Here is a 17,803-nt window from a genome sequence, read left to right as displayed (position 1 = left end):
CTCGAATTCTTTCTGAAAAATTGCTATACTGGAAGTGAAGCGAGGTGGGCGTATTGGAATTTGGAGAAAAATTAATTCATTTACGAAAGAAAAATAGGTTAACGCAAAAGCAATTGGCTGCAAAAATCGGGACAACTGCATCCACAATAAGCAAATATGAAAATGATAACCACCGACCGCCAATTTTTATTTTGGCCAAATTAGCAGAGATTCTTGGGACGACAACGGACTTCTTATTAGATGATGTAGCTGGTTTGCGAGAAAAGAATTCAGTAAACGCCTTCCCTTTGATTGGGAATCCTGAACTTGAGAAATGGTATTTAGAATTACCTTATACATACTCAGAAGATGAGTTATTGATGTTAAAACGAATTGCAGATGCGATTGAGAATAAAAAATAATTTTAAAGGAGAGCCAGCTACGCGATAGGTAGCTGGCTTTTATTTAGTTTTAATTACTGATCAGAATCTTGAGGGTCTTTAGGATCTTCGTTATTTGGAAGCATAGTATTGTAATAACGTCTAGATTCTGCGGCAAGTGTAGTTGGCGGGAAAAACATATTCATTGAAGGGAAATTACTCTCCATCATACGCATTTTTTGAGAAAATTTCATATGTAACATGGAGGTTCTAGCAATCTGATTATTAAAAGATGCTAAAGACATATCAATTTCAAAAGTTTCCATATTAGAAAATGTAATTAAAGTGTGATTAAATCCGATTGCATGATAATCTTTAATATGTTGTGGGAAAATCCAAATACAATCAGTTGAACTTGGTGCTACAGTTGGGAATACATAAGTGGAAGTGACTGGGTCAATAATGATAGGTGGCTTATGGGTAACACCAATTAAGTGTTTGGTTCCCTCTTTGCGTCCCTCATAGCTTGATCCGAAAAAGTTACAGCTGGTTTTAATTAGTTCAAACGGGGTAAATTTAGAAGTATAATGAGAATCAACTTCATAAATTTCTGAATAGACTATACTTCCAGATTTTTTTGGAAAAATAATCATTGTGTGCGGGTTTACTTCATAAAACTGAGTACTGATTTGTTCTTTTTTCATTTCATTCAACTCCTCTATGTTTGTATTTATGTCTAAGAAGAAACCTAGAGTTATTGCCTCATAAGCAAAAATTCTAAGTAACGACTAAGCATCGAAGTTAGTTAAGAGTTATTTTTTGTCATTATAGCACATGGTAATTTGCAAGTCATTAGATATTAGTAAAGTTGTATTTTCAAGCTGTTTTCTGTTTTTTCTTGGCATATTACAATTTTTCAAGATTGTAATAAATATGAGTGAAGGAGTGGTAGTCGTGGAAATGCGTGATTTTTCTAATTCGTTGATGAATCAGGTGGGTGTCCTTAAGGGTGAAAAAGAATTAACAAACGTTTTTATCGAATGCTTCCTGACGATGCTCCTAGAAGAGAGAAAATTAGAACAACTTAGAGCTGAAATTGATAAAGCTCTCGATAATAGGAACAAAGCGGAATTTATGAAACTCACAGAAAAAATGAATAAAATTCAACAGGAAATGCTAGCTTTTGAGTAGAATATATGAAAAACTAAGATAGTAAGAGCTATCTTAGTTTTTTTGAGCTGTTTTATAAATTTTCAAGCAAAAAATGCCTCGAAAAAAGTTCTGGACAGATTGCTCAAATATGGTAAACTAAATAAAAACATATGTTCGGTGGTGAGAGTATGACACTTCAAATAATTGCAGGTAGATCAGGAACAGGCAAAACAACTCATTTAATGGATGAGGTTGGAGAGAAAATTAAACAAAATTCTAAAACGTATATCTTTATTGTCCCAGATCAAATGACGTTTCAGATGGAGACAAGCTTTTTAAACAAGGAAAATTTAGCAGGTATGCTTGGAACACAAATATTTAGTTTTAGCCGTTTAGCATGGAAAATTCTTCAAGAAACAGGTGGATTATCTAAAACTTTCTTAAGTCAGACAGGTATAGAAATGGTTATCAGAAAAGCAGCCCTTGATCAAAAAGATAAATTAAAAATCTTTTCAAGAGCTACTTCAAGAAAGGGTTTTTATTCAGAGTTAGCGAATTTATTTAAAGAAATGAAACAAGAAGAGGTTTCCATTGAAGACATGGTTCAGAGCGCTACGAATCTGTCTACAAGTGTGAATAATAAAGTGCATGATATCTCGCTAATCTATCAAAAGTATGAGGAATTATTAGCGGATAAATTCCTTGAAAATGAAGACTATTTGAGATTGCTTGCAGAAAAAATTGCCGATAGCGATTATTTAAATCGGACTGAAATCGTCATTGATGGTTTTACTTCCTTCTCAAAACAAGAGCTGACAGTCATTGGAGAATTAATGCGGAAATGTGATAAAGTAACGGTTTCTTTGACGCTTAATGTTCCTGAAATTCAGCATGGACTAGATGAATATAGTATGTTCAAAGCAAGTACAGAAGCGTATTATGCTCTATTAGAGTTGGCTAAATTAAATGGCACTCAAGTCGAGGAAAACAAGTTCTTCTTAGAGAATAAGCGAGCAAAAACAGAATCACTAGCTTTTTTAGCTAATACCTGGGGGCATAACAAATTTATGTCTTTCAAAAACGAACCTCAAAATTTAAAAATCCACCAAGCGAATAACAGACGTGCAGAAATAGAAGGGATTGCTCGTGAGATTCGTCAACTAGTATTAAATGGATATAGATACCGCGATATAGCTATTTTGACAAGAAATCTCGGAGATTATGACGTTTTATGTGAAACGGTGATGGAAGCATATAACATTCCTACCTTTATTGATAAAAAGAGAGCTATGGCTAAACACCCGTTTATCGAGTTCATTCGTTCTAGCTTAGATGCTATTCTATTTAACTGGAAGTACGAACCAATCTTTCAAGCAGTTAAGACAGAGTTTTTCTTTGATATTACCGAAAAATCAAGCCTTAACAGACGTAAAGCAGATATTCTTGAAAACTATGTATTAGAAAATGGTATTCAAAATAAATGGAAATGGGAAAAAGAAGGAGATTGGGTTTACCGGAAAATCCGCGGACTATCCACCAATGTATTGCCTCAAACAGATGAGGAGATTCATATGCAATCTATCATTAATGAGATGAGGAGTCTTATAGTGAATCCACTTGCTACTTTAGAATTAAATCTAAGGAAGGCAAAAACAGGGATGGAGTTTGCTTTAGCTCTTTATCATTATTTGGAGCAAGTAAATGCTGTAGAACGCTTGGAGTCATGGAGACAAAGAGCGGAAGAGCAAGGCTATTTAGAACTTGCACGAGAACATGAACAAGCTTGGAGCTCCATTTCCGCGCTTTTGGATGAATTTGTAGAAGTTTTAGGAGAGGAAACGTTAGACTTAGATAGTTTTACTGAAATTATTGGAACGGGTCTTGATGCACTTGAGTTTTCGCTTTTACCACCTTCCTTAGACCAAGTAGTTTTATCTGATATGGAGAATGCGAAATTGCTAGATATGAAAGTGATTTTTGCTATTGGGATGAATGACGGTGTTATGCCGCTACGTCAAAAGGATAAAGGGATTTTTTCGGATCAGGATAGAGATGCATTGCGTGCTGAAGACAGTAAATTGAAACCATCTGCTAAAAATAATATTGGTGAAGAAGACTTATTAGCATATAAAATAATAAGTCTTCCTAGTGACAAATTATTTCTTAGTTATCCTGCCGCTGACGAAGAAGGAAAAGTATTAAGCGAATCCAATTATTTAAGGAAAATAAAAGGACAGTTTAATGAACTAAATGAATCAGTTTATTTAACAGACCCGAGCTTATTAAGTGATGCTGAACAAAGTAGTTATATTCGTTCTAAGCAAGCAACATTAGGATTGTTGACAAGCCAATTACAAATGTATAAACGAGGGTACACGCTGTCTAGTGTATGGTGGGATGCCTACAATAGTTACTTTGAAAATGAAAAAGAATCAATAATGGCTAAACAAGTGTTATCAAGTCTATATTATGAAAATAAAACAAAACCATTACAAGAAACAACTGCTAAAAACTTATTTGGAGAAACTATTCATGCAAGTGTTTCAAGAATGGAGAAATTTTTCAGTTGTGAGTTCCAACATTACGCTCAATATGGCTTGAAATTAGAAGAGCGAGGGCATTTTCAGTTGCAAGCCGTTGATATGGGAGAGATTTTCCATGGAGCGATGGAATGGATCTCAGCAGAATTAAAAAGAAATAATCTGGATTGGGGCAATTTAACAGAAGAAGAATGTAAGCAAATGGCGAAACTTGCAATGACATTTCTAGCTCCTAAAATCCAGCATGAAATTTTGCTTAGCTCTAAAAGAATGGAATATATTCAGTACAAATTACTCCAAATCATAACGAGGGCAACAACTGTTTTAAATGAACAAGCAAAAAGCAGTGCGTTTCGTCCTGTTGGGTTAGAAGTTGATTTTGGTTTGAAAGGAGATATTCCGCCATTAAAAATACCTCTTCAATCAGATAGTGAACTCCTTTTACAGGGGCGAATTGATAGAATTGATATGGCAGAACAAGATGATCGAACGTTCCTACGCATTATAGATTATAAATCAAGTTCGCATGATTTGGCGCTCACAGAAGTCTATTATGGTTTAGCGCTTCAAATGCTTACCTACCTGGATATTGTAGTAACAAATGCACAAAAAATGATTGGCAAAACTGCCGAACCAGCTGGGGTGCTATATTTCCATATGCACAATCAATATGTACAAGCAGAGAAAGAGTTAAGTGATGAGGCTATCGCAAAAGAATTACAAAAAAGCTCCAAAATGAAAGGATTGATTTTATCCGATCCCGTGGCCGTTTCATTAATGGATACGACCCTTGAAAAAGGAAAAGCATCCACTATTATTCCGGCAGAAATAAAACAAAATGGGGAGTTGAGTGCGAGATCAAGAACTGCGACAAGAGCGGAATTTGATAAAATGCGACAATTTGTCCGTCATAAATACCAAGAAGCTGGGAATAAAATACTTGATGGAGCAGTTTCTATTAATCCATATAAACTAAAAGAAAGAACGCCTTGCCAATTTTGCAGTTTCCGTTCATTTTGCGGATTTGATCCATCTTTAACAAGTAATCAATATAGACATTTAGCTAATGAGAAAGCAGAGACAATTTTAACAAAAATGGATATGGAAGGAGGGACGCAGTAGCATGAGTTTAAATATACCGCCAAAACCAGAAGAGTCATTATGGACAGACGACCAATGGAAAGCCATTCAAGCTAAAGGCAATAATGTACTTGTTGCTGCTGCTGCTGGTTCTGGAAAAACAGCTGTCCTAGTCACTAGAATCATTAAAAAGTTAATAGATGAGTCAGCAAACTTAAATGTAGACGAGTTACTAATTGTAACTTTTACGAATGCTTCAGCTGCTGAAATGAAGTTTAGAATAGGAAAAGGACTGGAAGAAGCTCTGGGACAAAATCCAGATTCAGCCCATCTAAAAAGACAAGTAGCATTACTTAACTATGCTTCTATTTCAACTCTCCATTCTTTTTGTTTAGAAATTATTCGAAAATACTATTTTGAGGCAGATATTGATCCGAGTTTTCGCTTAATTGAGCCAATTGAAAGTAGTATGATTCGCGATGAGGTTTTAGAAGGATTGCTGGAACAAGAATATGGTATTGAAAATAATGAAGCTTTTTTTCATTTGGTAGAATCTTTTACAGGGGATCGTTCGGATGCAGAATTGCACTCATTAATATCTAAGCTATATGATTTCTCAAGAGCCAACCCAGATCCAAACGCTTGGTTAGAAGCAATGGTGAACTTTTATAATACAGAAGAGATTACTTCGATTACAGAGTTACCTTATTTTCCAATTATTAAAGAAGATATTGAATTAAGAGTAAATCAAGCAAAAAACTATTTACTAAACGCAATAGATTATGCAAATGAAAATAACGGCCCAGCACCTTATTTAGCTACACTAGAAAATGATCTGGTCCAAATTCAAGCATTGTCAGAGTTGAACTGGAGTAGCTGGACACATCTGAAAACATCTATTGAAAACATAGATTTCAAGCGTATTCCGACACTTAAAAATAAAAGTGATTACGACGAAGTATATGTGGAGGAAGCGAAGAAATTTCGAGATGCAGCTAAAAAAGAAATGAAAAATATCGCAACTGACTGGTTTTCGAGGGAAGAAGTAAATTACTTATCTGACTTAGAAAAAATGAAACCAGATATTCAAACTTTGAGTGAGTTGGTCAAAAAATTTGCTGCAAATTTCTTTGAAGAAAAACAACAAAGAGGGGTATTAGACTTTAACGATTTAGAACATTTAGCATTAAAAATTTTATTAAATGGTGATAAAGCTTCAGAAGTTGCTCAAAATTATCAAAAACAATTTAAAGAAGTATTAATCGATGAGTATCAAGATACCAATATGGTGCAAGAAACTATTCTGCGCCTTGTAACGAACCCCAGTGAAGCGCAGGGGAATCTATTCATGGTTGGAGATGTGAAACAGTCCATCTATCGCTTTCGTTTAGCAGAGCCAACATTATTTATGACAAAGTACCAAACATTCCAACAAGATGGTAGTGGAAACGGGATACGCATTGATTTGTCACAGAACTTTAGGAGTAGGAAAGAAGTTTTAGATGCTACCAATTTTATATTTCGTCAATTGATGGATAAACACATTGCTGAAATTGATTATGATACCGCCGCAGAATTGACTTTAGGTGCAAAATCCCCTGAAACAAACGCTATGGCAACGGAACTTTTACTAATTGATATGAAGACTGAGGATACCGAAACAGAAGATGAATTATCGCCTCAAGAATTGCAAAAAAATCAAGTAGAATCACGTACGATTGCAATGAAAATCAGAGAAATGATAGACAATAAGTTTCCTATTTATGATAAAAAACTTAAACAAAATAGACCTATTCAATACAGAGATATCGTTATTTTATCAAGGGCGATGACGAGCGCTCCGGATATGGAAGAAGCAATGAAAGTTCAAGATATCCCTTTTTATGCGAATAATAACTCAGGTTATTTTGAAACAACAGAAGTAGCTACAATGATTGCACTTATGAAAGTAGTAGATAACCCTTACCAAGATATTCCACTTGCTGCGGTTTTACGTTCACCCATAATTGGCTTAAATGAAGAAGAGCTAGGGCAAATTCGCATGGCGAAGAAGAAGGGATATTTCTATGACGCATTGCTAGCCTATAAAGACATAACCGTTTCGGAAACAGCGGATAAAATTAGTGATTTTGTTCAACAATTAAACAATTGGCGTGAATTGTCCATTCGAGAAAATTTAACGTCTTTGATATGGCAAATCTATCAAGAAACTAATTTTTATGAATTTGTGGGTGGTTTACCAGGGGGCAAACAACGCCAAGCTAATTTACGAGCATTATACGACCGGGCCAACCAATATGAAAAAACATCTTTCCGTGGTCTGTTCCGTTTTGTCCGTTTTGTTGAACGGTTAGAAATTCGAGGCGATGATTTAGGTACCGCAAAAACACTTGGTGAAAAAGAAGATGTTGTTCGCATGATGACAATCCATGCGAGTAAAGGATTAGAATTTCCTGTGGTTATTGTTTCTGGGCTAAGTCGAAAATTTAATATGCGGGATATTTATAGCAAAACGTTGTTAGATAAAGATTATGGCTTTGCATCTAGTTATCGAGATGTTGAGAAAATGATTGTTTACCCAACAATTATGCAGCAAGCAATAAAGCAAAAGAAATCTCGTGAAATGATTGCGGAAGAGATGCGCGTGTTGTATGTTGCGCTAACTCGTGCAGAAGAAAAGTTGATTTTAGTTGCAACAGTACCGGATTTTGAAAAAACAAGCAAAAACTGGTTGCAAGTCGCAAAAGAAAAAGAAACTATTTTACCTGCAGCCACAAGAGCGAAAGCGAAATGCTATTTGGATTGGATAGGAAACGCAACGATTAGGCATTCTGCTTTTAAAGAATTGTTGTGTGAAGAAATGATCCAAACACTTGCGACGGAGATGAAACTACAAATTGAAATAAAAACAAAAGAAATGTTTCTAACTAATGAGCTAGAAAGAGCTGAATCAGATAATTGGCTGGAAAATATAAAAGAACATCAGCCAGTACCTATTCAAAGCCCATATAAGGACGAAATTCAGCGATATATGGAGTATGAGTACCAAAATGAAGCGGCGACTGAAATACGTGCTAAACAGTCTGTAACAGAGCTTAAGCGGCAATTTTCTTTGCAAGATAACTGGAGTGATACTACACTGTTAAAAGAATTCCAAAAAGTATCACTGGATAGACCCAAATTTTTACAAAAAAATAAACTCTCTGCAACAGAAATTGGTACGGCAATGCATACGCTGATGCAAGCAGTTTCGTTAGATTATAAACCTACAAAGGAAGATTTGGAACAGCTTTTACGCACAATGCGAGAAAAAGATATCTTAACAGATGCGCAAATTAAAGCAATTAATATCAAACAAATATTAGATTTCTTTGAATCTCCATTAGGGGAAACAATGCTGCAGAAAAAAGATTTAGTAAAACGTGAAGTGCCATTTAGTTATTTGCTTCCTGTGTCAGAGTTATATGAAAACGTTGATATAGACGAACGAGTACTCATTCAAGGTGTTGTGGATAGCATGATAGAAGAGGAAGAAACGATTACTTTAATTGATTATAAAACAGATAAAATAGAAGGAAGATATGCTGATTGGAACGCTGCTGAAAAAGTAATGAAAGAACGATATCATATTCAAATCAAGCTTTATGCAGAAGCGATTCAAGCGATTAGCGGTAAAAAAGTCGCTGCAGCTTATTTATATTTCTTCGATGGACAACATATATGCCAAATAAACACAAAGGAAGGTCTTTAAATGAAATGGTTGAGTTATCTGTATGAAGGAGATTTGGCTTATGGTATTTTAACACCTGAAAATAAAATCATCCCTGCTGGAACGATTTTTTCGAATCCGCCAGCTACTCTTTTAGATTTTATTAAAGAAAAACCGCTTGTTCCAGAATTAACAGGAATTGACGGGCATATCGATTTAGCCGAAGTGGAAATTCAAGTACCTTTTGTTCCGCCAAATAACATTATTGCAATTGGGAAAAACTATTATAATCATGTGCTAGAGATGGGAAGCAAGGAAGACGTCCCAGAGCATATTCTTGTATTTACAAAGAGTGCTAATAGTCTATTACCGCATAATGGCAACATTGAGTTACATCAAAATATAACGAGCCAATTAGATTATGAGGGAGAACTTGCTGTTATTATTGGTGAGAAAGTAAGAGACATATCGGAACAAGAGGCTTTATCTGCCATCTTTGGATTTACTATTTTAAATGATATTACAGCTCGCGATCTTCAGAAAAAACATAAACAGTTTTATTTAGGGAAAAGTCTTGATGCAAGTTGTCCGATTGGTCCATTCGTGTTGGAAAATAACGCAAACAAAGAACCTGTTTTCCACATTGAAACCAAGGTTAATGGCGAAGTAAGACAGTCTGACTCTACCGATAAATTTATATTTGGCTTAGCAAGAATTATTTCTGATTTATCCAAAGGGCATACGCTGCTTCCAGGGGATATAATTGCTACAGGGACCCCAAGTGGTGTGGGAAATGGTATGACACCTCCAACTTTTCTACAAGATGGGGACATTATCGAAATTACTATTGATAAAATTGGGACACTGACTAACAAAGTAAGAAAATCTTAATAAGAAAGAGGGATGTATTATGTGGGGTTATATTCATTTGATTTCATGGGTGGCTATTGTTGTGCTAACGGTTACAGCTCTACTCATTTATTCGAAATCGGTAAAAAGTTTTACAATGTTACAAATGATTAATCGAGTTTTTTATATTTTGGTTATTTTGAGTGGAATTATGATGGTCAAATACAGCATAGAGCAAAGCTGGATTCTGGCGATATTTAAGATTCTGATGGGAATCATTGTAATTGGCGTTGTGGAGATGCTACTTAGTTACAGGAAACAACAAAAACCAACAGGAATGTTTTTGATGATTTTTGTTATTGTAGTAGTGATTACCATCTCATTAGGCTTCTATTTATCAGGCGGATATCCATTATTTAATTAAAAATCAAAAAAATAATGAAAAAGACTTCTCTTTTCTCTGGAAAGTTGGTATGTTATGTTAGGGCCAAAAAAGGAGAGAAGAAAATGAGTTCAAAAATAGTATATAAAGAGTATGCTAAAAAAACCGCCATTGCAATAATAGCAGCACTTTTAAACGCAATAGGCATGAACTTCTTTTTAATACCAGCACAAGTTTATGCAGCTGGATTAAATGGGGTTGCACAACTAGGTTCAGACATGTTACGTGATTCAATGAATATTTCTATTTCAACAGGGCTACTCGTTCTGTTATTAAATATTCCAGTGGCAATTTTAGGTTGGTTAAAAGTTGGGAAATCATTTACTGTTTTCAGCTTTTTGACAGTTGCTTTTATGTCCTTTTTCTTAATTGTTATTCCGGAGGTACAAGTATCTAATGATATTTTACTTAATGCCATTTTTGGGGCATTAATCGCATCTGTAGGTATTGGTCTGGCTCTAAAATTCGGTATTTCTACTGGTGGGCTAGATATAGTAGCAATGTATATCACTATTAAAACAGGACGTTCTTTCGGAAAATACTTCTTGCTTTTAAATGGAGTTATTATTATTGTAGCAGGCTTTGCATATGATTGGACATTTGCGCTGTATACGCTCATTTCTTTATATGTTCAAAGTAGAGTCATTGATATTATTCATACAAGACATCAGAAATTGACAGTGATGATTATGACACAACATTCCGAAACAGTAATTAAAGCGATCCATGAAAATATGGTACGTGGAATTACGGTTGTTGATGCAATGGGCGGCTATTCAAAAGAAGATGTAGCGATGCTTATTATGGTGATTACGCGTTATGAACTATATGATATTACGCACATTGTTGGCGAGTTTGACTCTAAAGCATTTATTAATGTCATGGAGACCTCAAGCGTATTTGGTGATTTTCGTTCAGAAGCAGATCAAAAATTAGCAATGGCGATGTATAAAAATAAAATGATGTAAAAAAGCTGCAAAGTAATGGCTCTTGAATCAAAAATTAGCATTCCTAACTTTTGTAAGACATTACTTGCAGCTTTTTATTATAAGTTTAAGTTTTCTTCTAAATAGACTGCGATCCCATCATCTTGGTTAGATGCTGTTACCACATTGGCAACATTTTTCACGGACTCAGCGGCATTTCCCATAGCAACACCAACGCCGGCATAATCAAGCATTTGTAAATCATTCGTTTCATCTCCAAATGCAATGATATCTTTACGGTCAAAACCAAGTGTTTTAGCTGCGGCTTGCACGCCAATGGCTTTATGAATACCGAATTTAATAATTTCTACAGCTGGCCAAGCAGATGCACCCCATGTGTGATGAGAAATAACGCCAGAAAGAGATTCATCCAAGTGCTTGCTAATTAAATCGAGTTGGTCCATTTTTCCAAAAAACAATAATGAAGTAGCATCTGATTTAATCGCATCACGGATGTTTCCGAATACAATATTTTCAGTGCCTAAATGGAATGTTTCAGGAACGCTGTTGTTTCGTTCTTTTAAGAAGACGTTATCTTGTACTTCTGCTGCGATATTATCTAATGAAAAGCCGTTGGAAAAATCAAGTAACTCGTGAACAACTTGTAAATCAATGGCATGGTGATAACCTTCCGCAAATGTAGTGAGTCTAGGATGATGATACACGGCACCATTGAAATTTACAATCGGTGTTGTTAATCCTAGTTCATGGTAATAAGAACCGCTAATTCGATATGGGCGTCCGGTTGCAATCATTACTTCATGACCGGCCATGCGCGCCTTTTCTAAAGTGTTTTTTGTATGCGAAGAGATAGTTAAATCATCTCTAAGTGTTGTGCCATCAAGGTCTAGTACGATTAGTTTTTTAGACATAGTTTGCTCCTTTAATTCATATGTTTGGTTCAAAGCTGCCCCTTCATGCTAAAATAAGGGCACACATTAATGATAGACGTTTATCACCATTTTGTAAATGATTCTGACCTTTACAATAGCTTAATAAACCTAATAGAAATGAGGCTTCACAATGATTCAAGTGGAAAATGAACAAATTGCGGGAATACCAGTTTTACATATTAGTAATAGCGAAAATGCAGATAAAATGTTACCAACAATTATCTTTTATCATGGCTTTACATCTCAAAAAGAATTATATTTACATTATGGCTATTTACTTGCGCAACGTGGCTTCCGCGTGATTTTGCCAGATGCGAAGTTACATGGCGAGCGTCTACAAGGAACAAATCCGGAAGACCAGGCTACATTCTTTTGGGATGTGATTGAAACGAATATTACGGAGTTCCCGCTGATTACAGATGAGCTAATTAAAGCTGGGAAAACAGATGCGAATCGTATCGGTGTTGGCGGAGTTTCAATGGGAGCTATTACTTCGCTTGGCCTTCTTGGGCTATATGAAAATATTAAAGTAGCCGTTAGTTTAATGGGAAGTGCCTATTATGTTGATTTTGCTAAAGAGCTATCCAAATATGCGTTGGCGCAAGGGTTAACTTTTCCGTATGATGTGGATGAACGGATTTTAGCGCTACAAAAATATGATTTAACTCAAAATATCACCAAAATAAATAACCGACCATTGTTACTTTGGCATGGCAAAAAAGACGATGTGGTACCTTTTGCGTACAGCGAAAAGTTATACCAAACATTAGTAGAAGAAAGCTTGGCAGATAATGTGCAATTTATCATTGATGATAATGCAAAACACAAAGTTTCCGTTGAAGGAATGCTACAAGGGGTTAGCTTTTTTGAGAAATTCTTATAATGAAAATCATTCTCATATATGATACAATAAATGTACAAAATGGCAAAAAGGAGGCATATGCTTCATGGATGAGCAACTGAAAGAAAATCTAATGGGCGCACTAGAACAAGTTATCGATCCAGAACTTGGAATTGATATTGTGAATATTGGGCTTGTATACGATGTTGAATTAGATGATGACGGACTTTGCACAGTATCAATGACGCTTACAACAATGGGATGTCCGCTTGCTGGTATTTTGACTGAGCAAGTACAGATGGCGCTTAGTGATATTCCAGAAGTGAAGGATACAAATGTAAATCTTGTTTGGAATCCACCTTGGACTAAAGATCGTATGTCACGCTATGCAAAAATAGCGCTTGGAATACGTTAAATTAAATAAAAATGAGCAGGTAGGACGTGTTTCGCGTTGTACCTGTTATTTTTATACGAAGGAATAGAGGATTAGAACGATGAATTATGAAATGATAAGTGATTATAAAAATAATAAAATGTATCGTGATAGTTTTAATAGGCTTGCTGAAAGTACATTTGATATTAATTTTGAAGAATGGTACAGGGACGGCTTTTGGAATGATAAGTATATTTGTTATTCTTATATTGATGATAATAAGGTGATTGCGAATGTCTCTATCAATAAGATGAATCTAATTTACCAAGGGGAAGATTACCGCGCCTTGCAGATTGGGACAGTAATGACGCATCCGGATTATCGGGGGCAGGGGCTTGCTAAGAAATTATTAGAGCATGTAATAGCTAAATACGAAGACCAGTATGATTTTCTTTATCTATTTGCGAATGATACTGTACTGGATTTTTACCCAAAATTTGGATTTGAGCGTGTGGAGGAAAGCAGTTTTACTGTAGATGCTTGCAGTTTGAAAAGAGAATCTAGTAATTTAAAAAAGCTGAATCCCGATAATAAAACGGATTTTCAGCTAATAAGACGTATTGTATCCGAAAAAACGCCACTTTCTAATATTTTAGATGTTCGAGAAAGTGAAGATTTACTGATGTTTTATGTATTGATTGCGTTGAAAAATGAGCTTTATTATATAGAAGAATTAGATGTAATTGTATTAATGGAGCAAGAAGACGCTGATTTATATGTGCTAGATATACTTAGTACGAAAAAACTAGATGTGGTGGAAGTTCTAAGGTATCTACCTATCAAAAAAATCGAAACAATTCATCTTCTTTTCACACCGGAAAAAAGCAAATACATCGATGCCGCGCATATTATTGAAACGGAAGATATGTTGTTTGTGCGCCCGAATATACTTACGAGTGAGAATTATTTCTTATTCCCAGCTACATCTCATGCTTGATTTTCAAGTTTAGTAAGTCGTTCTTCTAAGCGTTGTTGATGTTTATATTGTTCAATAATTCTTTTAGCGAGTTGCAATTCTGCTTGTGCGGTCATTAAGTGATCTTGCCCGTGAATAAGTAAAAATGAAGGATGGGCCACTGTTTCTGAGTCACGAATGGATACTAATTTTGTTTGCCAAATATGTCCTTCTCGGAATTGATCTTGCGCGATTTGTAAATGTTTATCGGCTTCATCGAATTGATATTTTTCTGCATAATCAATGGCTTTATATGCTTCTTTGCGCGTGTTTCCGCCATGCAAAATGAGTTTTACAACAGCTTCTTCTACTTGAATTTCCATTTTTCCACCCCAACAGTTGATAGTTTTCTTTTATTGTAGCAAATGCCAGAACGATATGACAATAAATTAGCAATAAATCAGCCTATGGAACGATGTGTTTCACGATGCGTAGCGTATAATAAACAGTAGAAAAGGTGTGGAGGGATTAAAATGGAAGAACGTTTATACGAACTTGAAGATAAAGTACAAGACCTTGAGCTTGAAGTGCATGATTTGCGCGATAGAATTCAACTGCTCGAAGACAAACCAGCTGCTCGTTCTAGCTTACTTGGTCATAATGTATGGATCTTAATTCCATTAGTCGCTATTATTTCATGGATGATTGTAGAAATCTTTAGTTAAGGGAACCAAGAGCGGTTTCCTTTTTGTTTATAATAGGGTAATTTTTGTACGAAAAAAATAATAATAGTAAGGCTGTTCTTGTTTTTCTTTACTTCGTCACAAAAAATCTATATTTATTTACTTGCTTTTTTCAAGAACAATAGTAAAATAAGTTATAGGATAGAGTTTTACCTCGATGAAAGTTTCATTTTTACTAATGTGATTTTCATGGGGATAAGACCCTATCATGGTTATAATGACTTTTGGTGTATCCATCTTCCAATAGAATGGCAACTAGTCAGACATCTGTTTAGACACCAAAATCATTATTTGTTTTCATTCATCTCATTGGCCGTGTAGTTCATGTCTATGCCTCATCCCGTTATGCATAGGCGCCCGAACATGATGGCAACGCTGGAAATGTTTATTTCGAGCGTCTTTTTTTGTCTTCTTTTATAGGCGGAATAATTTAATAACAATCTAGTTATTGTTATACTGTAGAAGAGGATAGGAGGAGATTTATATGACTTTAAAAGGTAAAAAAGTTATTGCACTTGTCAGTGAAGACTTTGAGGATTTAGAACTTTGGTATCCAGTGCTTAGATTACGCGAGGCAGGAGCTTCGGTGCATCTAGTGGCTGAGGAAGCAAAGAAAGTTTATCACGGTAAGTACGGAGTTCCTGTTACTTCTGACTATGATTTTGATTCTGTTCGCGCAGAAGATTATGATGGGATTTTAGTTCCAGGTGGCTGGTCCCCAGATAAATTACGCCGTTTTGATAGCGTGCTAAATTTGGTTCGTGCATTTGATAAAGCGAAGAAACCAATCGGACAAATTTGCCATGCTGGATGGGTGCTTGTTTCGGCTGGTATTTTAGAAGGCGTGAATGTAACAAGTACGCCAGGGATTAAAGATGATATGACGAATGCGGGAGCTATTTGGCATAATGAGCCTGTTGTAACAGACGGCCACATTATTTCAAGTCGTCGCCCACCAGACCTTCCAGAATATTTACCAGCGTTCATTTCTGCATTAGAAGATTAAAAAAAGAAGCATTCCTCAAATGGGGAATGCTTCTTTTTAGTTTAAAAGTAAAAAGTAACGATAAAGCCGATAAAACTAGGAATTGCTGCAACTAAAAGCAGGATACTCCAGCGTAATTGGCTTTTTCGACTAGGGTTTCCACTACGACCACCAAAAGAAACGAATGCGGATAAAATAATGGATGCAAAGACAATGATGGTTGTGACGATGGAATATAATGTGGATACAGTGTAATCAGGTATCAAAAAACTTGCTAGGAAAACAACAACAGCAAGTGCGACACCGGCGAGCAGTGATTTTAAAAACACGACAAGTTCAACTCATTTCTAATTAGTTTCTCTCTTCTTTATAGCAAAAGAGCCAGTATTTGTCCAATAAAAAAGCGCCTACCTGTATTCAGATAGGCGCTACTATTTATTAATGTGGTAAAAATGCTACAAGGATGAAGAATAATGCAGCGATAACGATTAAGAACCAGTTAAGTTCGCGCCATTTACCAGTGAATACTTTTAATACTGGGTAAGAAATGAAGCCGAATGCTAGGCCGATAGCGATGCTTGAAGTAAGTGGCATAGCTAAAATAACTAAGAAAGCAGGGAAAGCTTCATCTAATGTATCCCAATCGATTTCTTTTACAGCACCAATCATCATGCTACCAACAATGATAAGTGCTGGTGCAGTGATTGCAGAAATTCCTGAAACAGCCCCAACGAGTGGTGCAAAGAATGCTGAAACCATGAAGAGGATGGCTACTGTAAGTGTAGTAAGACCAGTACGTCCACCAGTCGCAACACCGGCTGAAGATTCGATATAAGCACTTGTTGGCGTTGTACCAAACATCGAACCAACACTTGTTGCAACTGCATCCGCCATTAAAGCTTGTTTGGCGTTTGGCAGTGATTCGCCTTTCATCAAGCCAGCTTTTTTAGCGACACCAATCATTGTTCCAGTTGTATCAAAAATCGTTATGAGCAAGAAGGACAAGACGACGGCATAGAGCCCGTAACTTATTACATCTCCAAAAGCGTTAAGTGGATTAGTGAAAACGAACTCTGGCATTGGCGGAAGTTTGACAATACCATCTGTGAATTTAAGTTCACCAGTGATAAACGCGATAATACCAGTGGCAATCATTCCGATGAATAAAGCCCCTTTTACGTTTAAAGCAAGCAAGATTAAAGTGATTAAAAGACCAACAATAGCTAAAATAGCTTCTTTAGAATGTAAGTCACCTAAACCTACTAAGTTAGAATCGTTAGAAACAATAATACCTGTCATACGGAAACCGAGGAAAGCGATAAATAAACCTATACCAGCTGTGATCCCAGCTTTCAAATTATGTGGAATAGCTTCAATGATTTTTTCACGAAGCGGTGTTAAAGATAGTAATAAGAAAATAATACCTGCTACAAAGACCGCAGCGAATGCGACCGAATAATCTAGTTTTTGAGTTGTAACTACTGTGACGAAGTAAGCGTTCATACCAAGTCCTGGCGCAATCGCGATTGGATAGTTAGCGAAAATCGCCATCCATAATGTACCGATAACTGCTGAAATGATTGTTGCCATGAATACAGTGTTGAATGGAACACCTGCTGCGGAAAGAATTGCGGGGTTAACTACTACGATATATACCATCGTTAGGAATGTAGTAAAACCAGAGATAACTTCTGTTTTAACATCTGTACCGTTTGCCTTTAATTGAAACATGCGTGTGTTTCACTCCTTTTTTAAAATCATGCTTAATGGTAAATGACGAACATTAAAAACCACAAATACAATATTATTCGTTTTTTACTAAAAAAGCAACCCTTTTTCGAAGATTTCTTAAATAGTTTATCTATGTTACAATGAAAGTATCACTTATACTAGGAG

At 35.8% G+C, this 17,803-nt stretch carries 17 protein-coding genes and 1 pseudogene; 13 read left to right on the top strand and 5 right to left on the bottom strand.

The window, feature by feature from the left end:
* Positions 1–53: 53 nt before the first annotated feature.
* Positions 54–401, top strand: coding sequence for a helix-turn-helix domain-containing protein (locus AB2Q86_RS12055; protein WP_003739618.1), 348 nt, complete (start codon positions 54–56; stop codon positions 399–401).
* Between the two features lie 53 nt (positions 402–454).
* On the opposite strand, the gene AB2Q86_RS12050 is transcribed toward AB2Q86_RS12055, so the two are convergent.
* On the bottom strand, positions 455–1,063 hold the full coding sequence (locus tag AB2Q86_RS12050; RefSeq protein ID WP_003729966.1) for a competence protein ComK: 609 nt from the start codon (positions 1,061–1,063) through the stop codon (positions 455–457).
* Positions 1,064–1,193: 130 nt separating this feature from the next.
* On the opposite strand from AB2Q86_RS12050, the gene AB2Q86_RS12045 reads away from it, so the two are divergent.
* The 6 genes from AB2Q86_RS12045 to AB2Q86_RS12020 all read left to right on the top strand — a co-directional run bounded on the left by AB2Q86_RS12045 (position 1,194) and on the right by AB2Q86_RS12020 (position 11,099).
* Complete coding sequence (locus AB2Q86_RS12045; RefSeq protein ID WP_003723667.1) at positions 1,194–1,550, top strand: IDEAL domain-containing protein; 357 nt, start codon at positions 1,194–1,196, stop codon at positions 1,548–1,550.
* Positions 1,551–1,699: 149 nt separating this feature from the next.
* Positions 1,700–5,173 (top strand): helicase-exonuclease AddAB subunit AddB, encoded by a 3,474-nt coding sequence (addB, locus tag AB2Q86_RS12040; protein ID WP_012580844.1) that lies wholly within the window; start codon positions 1,700–1,702, stop codon positions 5,171–5,173.
* Position 5,174: 1 nt separating this feature from the next.
* The gene (gene addA, locus AB2Q86_RS12035; RefSeq protein WP_012580845.1) at positions 5,175–8,882 is read left to right on the top strand and encodes a helicase-exonuclease AddAB subunit AddA; all 3,708 of its coding nucleotides are present in this window, start codon (positions 5,175–5,177) and stop codon (positions 8,880–8,882) included.
* Positions 8,883–9,731 carry a fumarylacetoacetate hydrolase family protein gene (locus tag AB2Q86_RS12030; RefSeq protein WP_012580846.1) on the top strand — a complete coding sequence of 283 codons (849 nt, stop codon included), beginning with the start codon at positions 8,883–8,885 and terminating at the stop codon, positions 9,729–9,731.
* Between the two features lie 19 nt (positions 9,732–9,750).
* Complete coding sequence (locus tag AB2Q86_RS12025; protein ID WP_012580847.1) at positions 9,751–10,113, top strand: YisL family protein; 363 nt, start codon at positions 9,751–9,753, stop codon at positions 10,111–10,113.
* A gap of 83 nt (positions 10,114–10,196) precedes the next feature.
* Positions 10,197–11,099 carry a YitT family protein gene (locus AB2Q86_RS12020; protein WP_003723662.1) on the top strand — a complete coding sequence of 301 codons (903 nt, stop codon included), beginning with the start codon at positions 10,197–10,199 and terminating at the stop codon, positions 11,097–11,099.
* Between the two features lie 77 nt (positions 11,100–11,176).
* Here the strand turns inward: AB2Q86_RS12020 and AB2Q86_RS12015 are convergent, their stop codons facing one another.
* The gene (locus AB2Q86_RS12015; RefSeq protein ID WP_014598979.1) at positions 11,177–12,022 is read right to left on the bottom strand and encodes a Cof-type HAD-IIB family hydrolase; all 846 of its coding nucleotides are present in this window, start codon (positions 12,020–12,022) and stop codon (positions 11,177–11,179) included.
* 118 nt (positions 12,023–12,140) lie between these two features.
* Between AB2Q86_RS12015 and yjfP the strand changes: the two genes are divergently transcribed.
* The 3 genes from yjfP to AB2Q86_RS12000 all read left to right on the top strand — a co-directional run bounded on the left by yjfP (position 12,141) and on the right by AB2Q86_RS12000 (position 14,221).
* Complete coding sequence (gene yjfP, locus AB2Q86_RS12010; protein WP_012580849.1) at positions 12,141–12,893, top strand: esterase; 753 nt, start codon at positions 12,141–12,143, stop codon at positions 12,891–12,893.
* Between the two features lie 64 nt (positions 12,894–12,957).
* A complete protein-coding gene (locus AB2Q86_RS12005) occupies positions 12,958–13,266 on the top strand; it encodes a metal-sulfur cluster assembly factor (protein ID WP_003720638.1) in 309 nt (102 codons plus the stop codon).
* Positions 13,267–13,345: 79 nt separating this feature from the next.
* A complete protein-coding gene (locus AB2Q86_RS12000) occupies positions 13,346–14,221 on the top strand; it encodes a GNAT family N-acetyltransferase (RefSeq protein ID WP_012580850.1) in 876 nt (291 codons plus the stop codon).
* On the opposite strand, the gene AB2Q86_RS11995 is transcribed toward AB2Q86_RS12000, so the two are convergent.
* Positions 14,212–14,562: a PTS lactose/cellobiose transporter subunit IIA gene (locus tag AB2Q86_RS11995; RefSeq protein ID WP_003729956.1), complete on the bottom strand. Its 351-nt coding sequence runs from the start codon at positions 14,560–14,562 to the stop codon at positions 14,212–14,214. The genes AB2Q86_RS12000 and AB2Q86_RS11995 overlap by 10 nt on opposite strands.
* A gap of 150 nt (positions 14,563–14,712) precedes the next feature.
* Between AB2Q86_RS11995 and AB2Q86_RS11990 the strand changes: the two genes are divergently transcribed.
* The 3 genes and pseudogenes from AB2Q86_RS11990 to AB2Q86_RS11980 all read left to right on the top strand — a co-directional run bounded on the left by AB2Q86_RS11990 (position 14,713) and on the right by AB2Q86_RS11980 (position 15,928).
* Entirely contained in the window at positions 14,713–14,904 is a 192-nt protein-coding gene (locus AB2Q86_RS11990) for a hypothetical protein (protein ID WP_012580851.1), read from the top strand.
* A 40-nt stretch (positions 14,905–14,944) separates the two neighbouring features.
* Positions 14,945–15,243 (top strand): annotated as a pseudogene (locus tag AB2Q86_RS11985) (hypothetical protein).
* A gap of 163 nt (positions 15,244–15,406) precedes the next feature.
* A complete protein-coding gene (locus AB2Q86_RS11980) occupies positions 15,407–15,928 on the top strand; it encodes a type 1 glutamine amidotransferase domain-containing protein (RefSeq protein ID WP_003723656.1) in 522 nt (173 codons plus the stop codon).
* Between the two features lie 41 nt (positions 15,929–15,969).
* Here the strand turns inward: AB2Q86_RS11980 and AB2Q86_RS11975 are convergent, their stop codons facing one another.
* Both AB2Q86_RS11975 and AB2Q86_RS11970 read right to left on the bottom strand, forming a co-directional pair.
* Positions 15,970–16,236, bottom strand: coding sequence for a hypothetical protein (locus tag AB2Q86_RS11975; protein WP_003737336.1), 267 nt, complete (start codon positions 16,234–16,236; stop codon positions 15,970–15,972).
* A gap of 109 nt (positions 16,237–16,345) precedes the next feature.
* On the bottom strand, positions 16,346–17,638 hold the full coding sequence (locus tag AB2Q86_RS11970; protein ID WP_003729951.1) for an NCS2 family permease: 1,293 nt from the start codon (positions 17,636–17,638) through the stop codon (positions 16,346–16,348).
* Positions 17,639–17,803: the final 165 nt, after the last annotated feature.

Source organism: Listeria monocytogenes, assembly GCF_041765605.1.
Classification (GTDB): Bacteria; Bacillota; Bacilli; order Lactobacillales; family Listeriaceae; genus Listeria; species Listeria monocytogenes_D.
This window is presented reverse-complemented; position numbering and strand designations above follow the sequence as displayed.

What these genes read in the sequence shown, in the direction of transcription:
- AB2Q86_RS12045 (WP_003723667.1), top strand. Translation starts at nt 1,194, where the DNA reads ATGGTAATTTGCAAGTCATTAGATATTAGTAAAGTTGTATTTTCAAGC.
- addA (WP_012580845.1), top strand. Translation starts at nt 5,175, where the DNA reads ATGAGTTTAAATATACCGCCAAAACCAGAAGAGTCATTATGGACAGAC.
- AB2Q86_RS11995 (WP_003729956.1), bottom strand. Translation starts at nt 14,562, where the DNA reads ATGGAAATTCAAGTAGAAGAAGCTGTTGTAAAACTCATTTTGCATGGC.
- AB2Q86_RS12025 (WP_012580847.1), top strand. Translation starts at nt 9,751, where the DNA reads ATGTGGGGTTATATTCATTTGATTTCATGGGTGGCTATTGTTGTGCTA.
- AB2Q86_RS11990 (WP_012580851.1), top strand. Translation starts at nt 14,713, where the DNA reads ATGGAAGAACGTTTATACGAACTTGAAGATAAAGTACAAGACCTTGAG.
- AB2Q86_RS12050 (WP_003729966.1), bottom strand. Translation starts at nt 1,063, where the DNA reads ATGAAAAAAGAACAAATCAGTACTCAGTTTTATGAAGTAAACCCGCAC.
- AB2Q86_RS12000 (WP_012580850.1), top strand. Translation starts at nt 13,346, where the DNA reads ATGAATTATGAAATGATAAGTGATTATAAAAATAATAAAATGTATCGT.
- yjfP (WP_012580849.1), top strand. Translation starts at nt 12,141, where the DNA reads ATGATTCAAGTGGAAAATGAACAAATTGCGGGAATACCAGTTTTACAT.
- AB2Q86_RS12030 (WP_012580846.1), top strand. Translation starts at nt 8,883, where the DNA reads ATGAAATGGTTGAGTTATCTGTATGAAGGAGATTTGGCTTATGGTATT.
- AB2Q86_RS12020 (WP_003723662.1), top strand. Translation starts at nt 10,197, where the DNA reads ATGAGTTCAAAAATAGTATATAAAGAGTATGCTAAAAAAACCGCCATT.
- AB2Q86_RS11980 (WP_003723656.1), top strand. Translation starts at nt 15,407, where the DNA reads ATGACTTTAAAAGGTAAAAAAGTTATTGCACTTGTCAGTGAAGACTTT.
- AB2Q86_RS12005 (WP_003720638.1), top strand. Translation starts at nt 12,958, where the DNA reads ATGGATGAGCAACTGAAAGAAAATCTAATGGGCGCACTAGAACAAGTT.
- AB2Q86_RS11970 (WP_003729951.1), bottom strand. Translation starts at nt 17,638, where the DNA reads ATGTTTCAATTAAAGGCAAACGGTACAGATGTTAAAACAGAAGTTATC.
- addB (WP_012580844.1), top strand. Translation starts at nt 1,700, where the DNA reads ATGACACTTCAAATAATTGCAGGTAGATCAGGAACAGGCAAAACAACT.